The sequence below is a fragment of the Wenzhouxiangella psychrophila genome, assembly GCF_042310375.1.
Classification (GTDB): Bacteria; Pseudomonadota; Gammaproteobacteria; order Xanthomonadales; family Wenzhouxiangellaceae; genus Wenzhouxiangella.
Map to the genome: position 1 here is coordinate 182901 of NZ_JBHJMQ010000001.1, position 7100 is coordinate 190000.

7 protein-coding genes (1 of these 7 only partly in view) are annotated in these 7100 nt (G+C 64.3%); all 7 read left to right on the forward strand.

Annotation, left to right across the window (positions count from 1 at the left end; translation table 11 throughout):
* Positions 1 to 373 precede the first annotated feature (373 nt).
* Complete coding sequence (locus ACDC66_RS00825; RefSeq protein ID WP_376694777.1) at positions 374 to 1567, forward strand: argininosuccinate synthase domain-containing protein; 1194 nt, start codon at positions 374 to 376, stop codon at positions 1565 to 1567.
* A 236-nt stretch (positions 1568 to 1803) separates the two neighbouring features.
* The gene (locus ACDC66_RS00830; protein ID WP_376694778.1) at positions 1804 to 2880 is read left to right on the forward strand and encodes an acetylornithine deacetylase; all 1077 of its coding nucleotides are present in this window, start codon (positions 1804 to 1806) and stop codon (positions 2878 to 2880) included.
* Positions 2873 to 4198 carry an acetylglutamate kinase gene (locus tag ACDC66_RS00835; RefSeq protein WP_376694779.1) on the forward strand — a complete coding sequence of 442 codons (1326 nt, stop codon included), beginning with the start codon at positions 2873 to 2875 and terminating at the stop codon, positions 4196 to 4198. Before ACDC66_RS00830 ends, ACDC66_RS00835 begins: the two co-directional genes overlap by 8 nt.
* Positions 4199 to 4248: 50 nt before the next feature.
* The gene (locus tag ACDC66_RS00840) at positions 4249 to 4935 is read left to right on the forward strand and encodes a SatD family protein (protein WP_376694780.1); all 687 of its coding nucleotides are present in this window, start codon (positions 4249 to 4251) and stop codon (positions 4933 to 4935) included.
* Entirely contained in the window at positions 4935 to 5666 is a 732-nt protein-coding gene (locus tag ACDC66_RS00845; protein ID WP_376694781.1) for a DUF3307 domain-containing protein, read from the forward strand. The genes ACDC66_RS00840 and ACDC66_RS00845 overlap by 1 nt, the downstream gene beginning before the upstream one ends.
* 18 nt (positions 5667 to 5684) lie before the next feature.
* Positions 5685 to 6641, forward strand: a complete 957-nt coding sequence (gene argC, locus ACDC66_RS00850) for an N-acetyl-gamma-glutamyl-phosphate reductase (RefSeq protein ID WP_376694782.1) — start codon at positions 5685 to 5687, stop codon at positions 6639 to 6641.
* A 117-nt stretch (positions 6642 to 6758) separates the two neighbouring features.
* On the forward strand, positions 6759 to 7100 hold the 5' end (the start) of the coding sequence (locus tag ACDC66_RS00855) for an argininosuccinate lyase (RefSeq protein WP_376694783.1). 960 nt of this gene lie beyond the right edge of the window; only the first 342 of its 1302 coding nucleotides appear in the window; the start codon lies at positions 6759 to 6761; its stop codon lies off the right edge, out of view.

Below are 7100 nucleotides of genomic sequence, written 5' to 3' on the forward strand. Positions count from 1 at the left end.
AAGCACAAGACGAACCACCGCAAGAGCGCGCGAAGCGCGCCGGGCGAACCCGCCTTTGACTTGTCGAGGCCGCCAAGGCAACCGGTGTCGCCAACCCACCTACCGTCCTAAAGAGTGAAGTGCCCACTTGTTTTGTGCCCCATCCTGTGGCAACTTTGCTCCCATGATGTTTGAAGCCATCGCACTCTCCAATGCCGACAGCCTGCGTCCCGGCCGCCTGCCGCGACGTCCGCGTCGTCGTGTCCGTCATTCGGGCCGGGGTGTGCATTAGTCCTATCGAGCTTCAACCAGAAAAGACTGCACGAGAAACCCGGCCCCACACGCCGGGTTTTTTGTTTTCGGGAGTGGCACGAATTGAATGGGAAAACGGATCATGAGTGAACGCGTCGTACTCGCCTTTTCAGGCGGACTGGATACCAGCTACTGCGTGCTGGCTCTGAAGGAGCAAGGCTTCGAGGTGCACACCGCCTTTGTCGACACCGGCGGCATTAACCCCGACCAGAAGACCTGGATCGCCGAGCGTGCCCGCGCCCTGGGCGCGACCGAGCACCACGAGCTCGATGCCGGCCAACCTTTGTGGGACCAGTTCGTGGTGCCGCTACTGTGGTCGGGTGCGCGCATGCTCGAGCAGTATCCGATGCTGTGCTCCGACCGTTACGTCATCGTGCAGGAGTGCCTCAAGCTGGCCGACCAGCTCGGCACGATGCATTTCGCCCATGGCTGTACCGGCATGGGCAATGACCAGCTGCGTTTCGATCAATCGGTGCGCTCGCTGGGCGACTACACCATCCACGCGCCCATTCGTGAGCTGCAGCGCGAGACCAGCAACGTGCGCGCCCATGAACTGAAGCTGATGGCCGATGCCGGAGTCGAAGTGCCGGAATCGGCCAGCCGCTACTCTATCAACGAGAACCTGTTGGGTGTGACGCTCTCCGGCCAGGAAATCGACGAGTTCGGGGTGCCGGGCGACGACACCCGCGTCTGGAGTCGGCCGCGAGCCGAATGGCCGGAAAAGCCGCTGGAGCTGACTATCGGTTTCCAGGGCGGCCGGGCCGTCAGCCTGAACGACCAGCCCATGGACGGCCCGGAACTACTCGCCGCACTCAACGACAAACTGGGTGCCTACGGGGTGGGCCGGCACATTTATACCGGCGATGTCTCCATCGGGCTGAAGGGCCGGATCGTGTTCGAGTGCCCCGGTATCGACGGCCTGATGGTCGCCCAGCGGGCGCTCAGGGAGGCAGTGAATACGAAGCTGCAGAATCAGTTCCACCAGGCGATCGCTCAGCGCTGGGCCGAGCTGGTCTACACCGGCTTTTTCTTCGAGCCCCACAAGACGGACCTGGAGGCTTACCTGAAATCGGCCAACGAATACGTCACGGGTGTGGTTCGGCTTTTCAGCGACGGCGGCGATATCCAGGCCGTGGCCGTGGGATCGCGCTACCTGCTGAAGGATCCGGATGCCGTCTACGCCCAGTCCGCCGGCTGGACGCCCGAAGAAGCCGAGGGCTTCGTCAAGCTCCTCGGCCAGTCCTCCACCCTCGCCGCCCGGATCCGAAAATCCTGAAAACGCAAAGACGCTAAGACGCAAAGAAAGTCCAAAGAAAATTATGGATTTGAAAAGGCCCTGATAGTGTCGATGAGAGGAGGTCGAGGATGACTTGTGTCAGGAATCTGAAATGCATGGAAGGATTGATCGCACCGGGCTCGGACGAGCTCTTGGCACTTGAGTCAAGAAGATTTTTCTGTTTTGAGTATTTCTTCGCGTCTTTGCGTCTTTGCGTTTAATAGGTTTTAAGGCTAATGCCCCAACGACTTTTAGAGCACCTGGCCAGGCTGATCGAATGCGACAGCCAGAATCCGCCCCGGCAGATCACGCCTGAGGCCGGTATGTTCGTGCATGCGCGCGCTGTCTTGGCAGAGGCGGGATTTGACGTGGAGATGACCGATTACGGCGAGGGTCACGTCAACCTGTTCGCTCGGCGTGGCCAGGCCCCGGTGCTGTTCAACTGCCACCTCGATACCGTGCCGGTGGGTGAGGGCTGGACGAAGCCTTCGCTGAAGCTGACCGTGGAGAACGAGCGCGCTTACGGTCGTGGGGCCTGCGATATCAAGGGCGCGGCCGCGGCCTTGCTGGCGGTGGCCGAAGCCACCGACGCGCCCATGGCGATGCTTTTCTCTTCCGACGAGGAAGGCGCCGGAGGATGTTGCGTGCGTAACTTCCTTGGCGGCGTGTCTCATCGTGAGTTCGAACAGGTGGTCGTCTGCGAGCCGACCGGTTGCCGGGCCATCCTGGCCCATCGCGGCTTTCTGTCAGTCAAGGGGCGTTTCACCGGAATCGCCGGCCACTCGTCGGAAGGCCGGGCCCTGGCCGACAGCGCGATTCACCGAATGGCGCGCTGGATCGATGCCGCCGTGGCGTATTGTGAGTCCGAAAAGGCGGCCGGTCGGCCGACGGGCTTCAATGTCGGACTCGCTTCCGGCGGCACCAAGTCGAATGTGATCGCCGGCGAGGCGAACCTGCATTACTCGGCGCGACTCGGACCGGGTCAGTCCAACGAAGCTCTGCTGGCTCACCTTTCGGGTCTGGGTGATGCAGAGGAGTGCGCCAACTGGCACGTACCCTTCTCCGGCCCGCCACTGCCGGCGGCCGGTCAGAATGAAGCGCCGGTACGGGCATTCTGCGAGCGCCACGATTTGCCTATTGGCGACCCCGTCGACTTCTGGACAGAAGCCTCGCTGTTTTCGGCAGCCGGGATGCCGGCGATGGTGCTCGGCCCCGGTGACATCGCACAAGCCCATACTGCCGACGAGTGGGTGACGCTCGACCAACTCGAACGTGCCCGGAATATCTATCAACGGATCGTCGACCATGCCTGATGTCCGTCGCACCGTCATCGAACTGCTCGGCCAGCTCGGCTCCAGCCGGGAGGCGCGGCAGTATCTCAAGCAGTTCTCGCGCATCGAGGAATCGCGCTTTGCCGTGGTCAAGGTCGGAGGTGCGGTCATGCGCGATCATCTCGACGAGATGGCCGCTTCACTCGCCTTCCTGCACAGGCTGGGCTTGACGCCGATCGTTCTGCACGGTGCCGGGCCGCAGCTCGACGAGGCGATGGAGGCTGCCGGCGTGCCTGTGGAGAAGCGCGATGGCTTGCGCGTGACCACCGAGGACGTCATGGCCGTGGCCCGGCCCGTTATCTATCGTGCCAATGCCGCGCTGGTCGATGCCCTGGAGGCGCGCGGGGTGCGCGCCCGCGGCATCCTGCACGGGGTGTTCGAGTCGCAGCTGTCTGATCGCGAGCGTCTCGGCCTGGTCGGCGAAATCGAACGGGTCGAACTGGAACCGGTGCGCACGGCCATCGCTTCGGGGTCGCTGCCGGTGGTTGCCTGCCTGGGGGAGTCCCCGGCCGGGCAGGTGATGAACATCAATGCCGACATCGCCGCGCGCGAGCTGGTGTGGGCGGTGGAGCCGCACAAGGTGATCTTCCTGACCGGTACCGGCGGGCTGCTCGACCACAGCGGTCGGGTGATCTCGGCCATCAGCCTGCGCACCGACTACGACCACCTGCTCGCCCAGGACTGGGTTCACTCGGGCATGCGCTTGAAGCTGCAGCAGATCAGGGAGATGCTTGAGCGCCTGCCGCCGGAGACCTCCGTGTCGATTACTTCGGCGGAAAATCTCACTCGCGAGCTGTTCACGCACACGGGTGCGGGCACGCTGATTCGCCGTGGCGAGGCAATCGACTGGTTCGAGACGGTCTCGCCCGAGCATCGCGAGCAGCTACAGATCCTGCTCGAGGACAGCTTTGGGCGGAACCTGCGGCCGGACTGGCTCGAGCAGCGCGAACTCGTCGGTCTTCTGTGGGCCGAAAGCGGTCGGGCCGCCGCCTTGATCACCGCCGGGGTCGACGGCGTGCCCTATCTCGACAAGTTCGTCGTCACGCCCGAGGCCCAGGGCGAGGGCCTGGGTGCGGCCCTGTGGCAGGCGCTGCGGCAGCGGTTCCCGCGGCTTTACTGGCGCGCCCGCGCCGGCAATCCGATTGCCGGCTGGTACTTCCAGCAGGCGCACTCGACCTACCGCCAGGGCGAATGGATTGTCTTCACCATCGGCATCGAGGATTTCGATCTGCTCGGCCGACTGACGGCCGACGCCTGGCAGCGCGACTCCGGTTGGTCTGCGGCCAAGTTGCATAAATAAGAGCAATTTGATAAAAGTGCACTTTAAGTAGCAATTGATGCGAGGTGTCGATGAATGACCGACTTGCCCTGATTGCGGACGTGGCGGATTCGCGTCAGATTGCCGGTTTCCCCGATCGGCGGGATCGGCTGCTGGGCGAGCTTTCTCGGCGCCATCGGGCGAACGGCTGGACGCGTTTCGACTATGCGGTCACCGCCTGGGACGAGTTTCAGGGCCTTATCGACCAGCCGTCGATGCTGCCGCGCGTGGTCTGGGACTTCTGGTGCGCTTTCCGGCCCTGGTCGCTGCGCCTGGCGCTCGGCTTCGGTCCAGTCGAGCCGGAGGTCGGGGCGGATGAAGGGGTGCCGCTCAACCAGGCGGTAACCGGCGAGGCGTTCTACCTCGCCCGCGCGGCGCTCGAGGCGCTGGATTCCCCGCGCCACGGCATGAGCCGGGTGCGGCTCCGCGTGGGGGCGCCGGACGACCCACGGTCAATGACCTGCAACGCGGTGCTGCGGCTGGCCGATGCGCTCGTGCAGGACATTACCGACCGGCAGTGGCAGATCATCGAGCGTTACGAGGAGACCGGCAAGCAGACCGAAGTGGCCGCCACCCTCGACGTGGCAGAGTCGACCGTCTCGCGCAGCCTGGCGAGCGCGCGCTACTGGGAACTCAAGGCCAGCCTGGCGGAGCTGGGCGAGTTGCTGTCTCGCTCGAACGCTACTAATGTGGTCCAGTCGGGTGGAGAGTCGGGCTGATGCAGATACTGTTGGCATTGTTGATCGCGCACCTGGTCGGCGATTTCGTCGTCCAGCGCAAGGCCGTCATCGACGGCAAGCGCGAGGGTCGATGGCCGGCGCTGCTCGAACACGGCGCCTGGCACCTGGCCTGCCTGACCCTCGCCTGGCTGCTGTTCGCACCCGCCGGCGTTGCTGTCTGGCAGGTCGCGCTCGCGTTCACTGGTATCGTCGTGTTGCACTTGCTCACAGACTTGGCCAAGTGTCGCTGGGGAGCGGGCCGGCCACTGTCGGCCTTCCTGGTCGACCAGGCGATTCATGTCGCCACACTTCTGGTGGCGGCCTGGTGGCTGGCGGGACGGCCGGATGTAATCGGCGAGCTGAACACTATCTGGAGCCTGACGTCGCCCGTACTGGGGTGGTGGCTGGTCGCTTACCTCGTCGTCGTCGTGGCCTGCGGGTGGCTCAATCGCGTCGCTTTGCAGTCCCTGCTTCCCGACTCGGAGCTTGAAGATGCCGGTCTTGAGCGCGCCGGTCTGTATATCGGTTGGCTGGAACGCTTCCTGATGTTCTCCGCCTTTCTGGCCGAGGCTTGGGCGGCTATCGGGCTGGTATTGGCGGCCAAGTCGGTGTTTCGCTTTGAAAGCATCCGCGAGCAGCGCGCGCATGCCGAATACTTCGTTGTTGGAACGCTTCTGAGCGTCAGCGAAGTCGTGATCGTCGGTGCGGTTGCTAGAGTCGCCGCCCCATAGAACTTGAGGAGATCATCGATGAATCGACTGGCCCTGATCGGAGGCCGCGGCTACACCGGCTCGGAATTGTTGCGGCTGCTGGCCGGCCACGGGGAGATCGAACTGGCGCTGGCAACCAGCGACAGCCAGGCGGGGCAGCCGATTGCCGACACTGTGCCTGACTGGCCCGACCCGGGACAGGCTTTCGAGGCGCTGAAACCCGAGGCCGTGGACCAGATCGATGCCGATATCTGGGTGCTCGCGCTACCCAACGGACACAGTCAGGCCTGGGTGGATGCCATCGGCCAGGCGCACCCCGAGGCCGTCATCCTGGATCTCGGCGCCGACTGGCGCTTCGATCGGCACTGGGCCTACGGGCTGACCGAACTCAATCGCGAGGCGCTGGGCTCGACGCGGCGAATCGCCAACCCCGGCTGCTACGCGACCGCGGGCATGTTCGGCTTGTGGCCGATTCGCCACTCGCTGGCCGCGCCACCGGTGGTATTCGGGGTGTCCGGCTACAGCGGCGCCGGCAAGACGCCTTCGCCGCGCAACGATCCCGATCGCCTGAAGGACAACCTGATTCCCTACGCCCTGACCGGGCATGTACATGAACAGGAAATCTCCGCCCACCTGCGCCGGCCCGTGCGTTTCCACCCCCACGTCGCGCCGTTCTTCCGGGGGCTGTCGCTGACGATTTCGGTGATGCTGACCGAGTCCCTGTCCGCGGAGGAACTGCTATCGATGTGCTGGCAGCAATACGAAGGCGAACCTCTCGTCACCCTCAGCGAGGATATTCCCGAAATCCGCCAGGTTGCCGGTACGGCGCGCGTGGCGGTCGGCGGCTTCACCGTCGACGAGCGCGATTCCATGCGCGCCAGTTTCGTGGTCGTGCTCGACAACCTGCTCAAGGGCGCCGCCAGCCAGGCGCTGCAGAACATCAACCTTGCCCTCGGTCTGAACGAATTGACGGGCGTTACCGAAGCCACCCAATGAACAACCCACAGCACGCAGGCCGGGCGGACAAGGGCGCATTTGCTTCAGTTCGACGCGTAGCGAGGCCTTCAGCGAACCATCCCGCGCCCGTCCGGCCGGTCCGCAAAGGAGTCGCCAATGGCTGACTACATCTGGAAGAAGGACTCCACCGGCGAGGTCGACGAGCGGGTGATGCGCTTCCTCGCCGGCGGCGACGTGATCCTCGATCGCGAACTCCTGCCCTTCGATATTCTCGCCAGCCAGGCGCATGCCCGGGGTTTGGCCCGCATCGGCGTGCTCGAAAACGACCAGGCTCGCGCGATGGTCGCTGCGCTCGATGAACTGCAGGATGCGGTCCGGACAGGCGAGTTCGTTCTCGACGAGCGCTTCGAGGACGGCCACTCGGCCATCGAGGCCTGGCTGGTCGAAAAGCTCGGGGAGGTTGGCGGACGGGTCCACGCCGGACGCAGCCGCAATGAC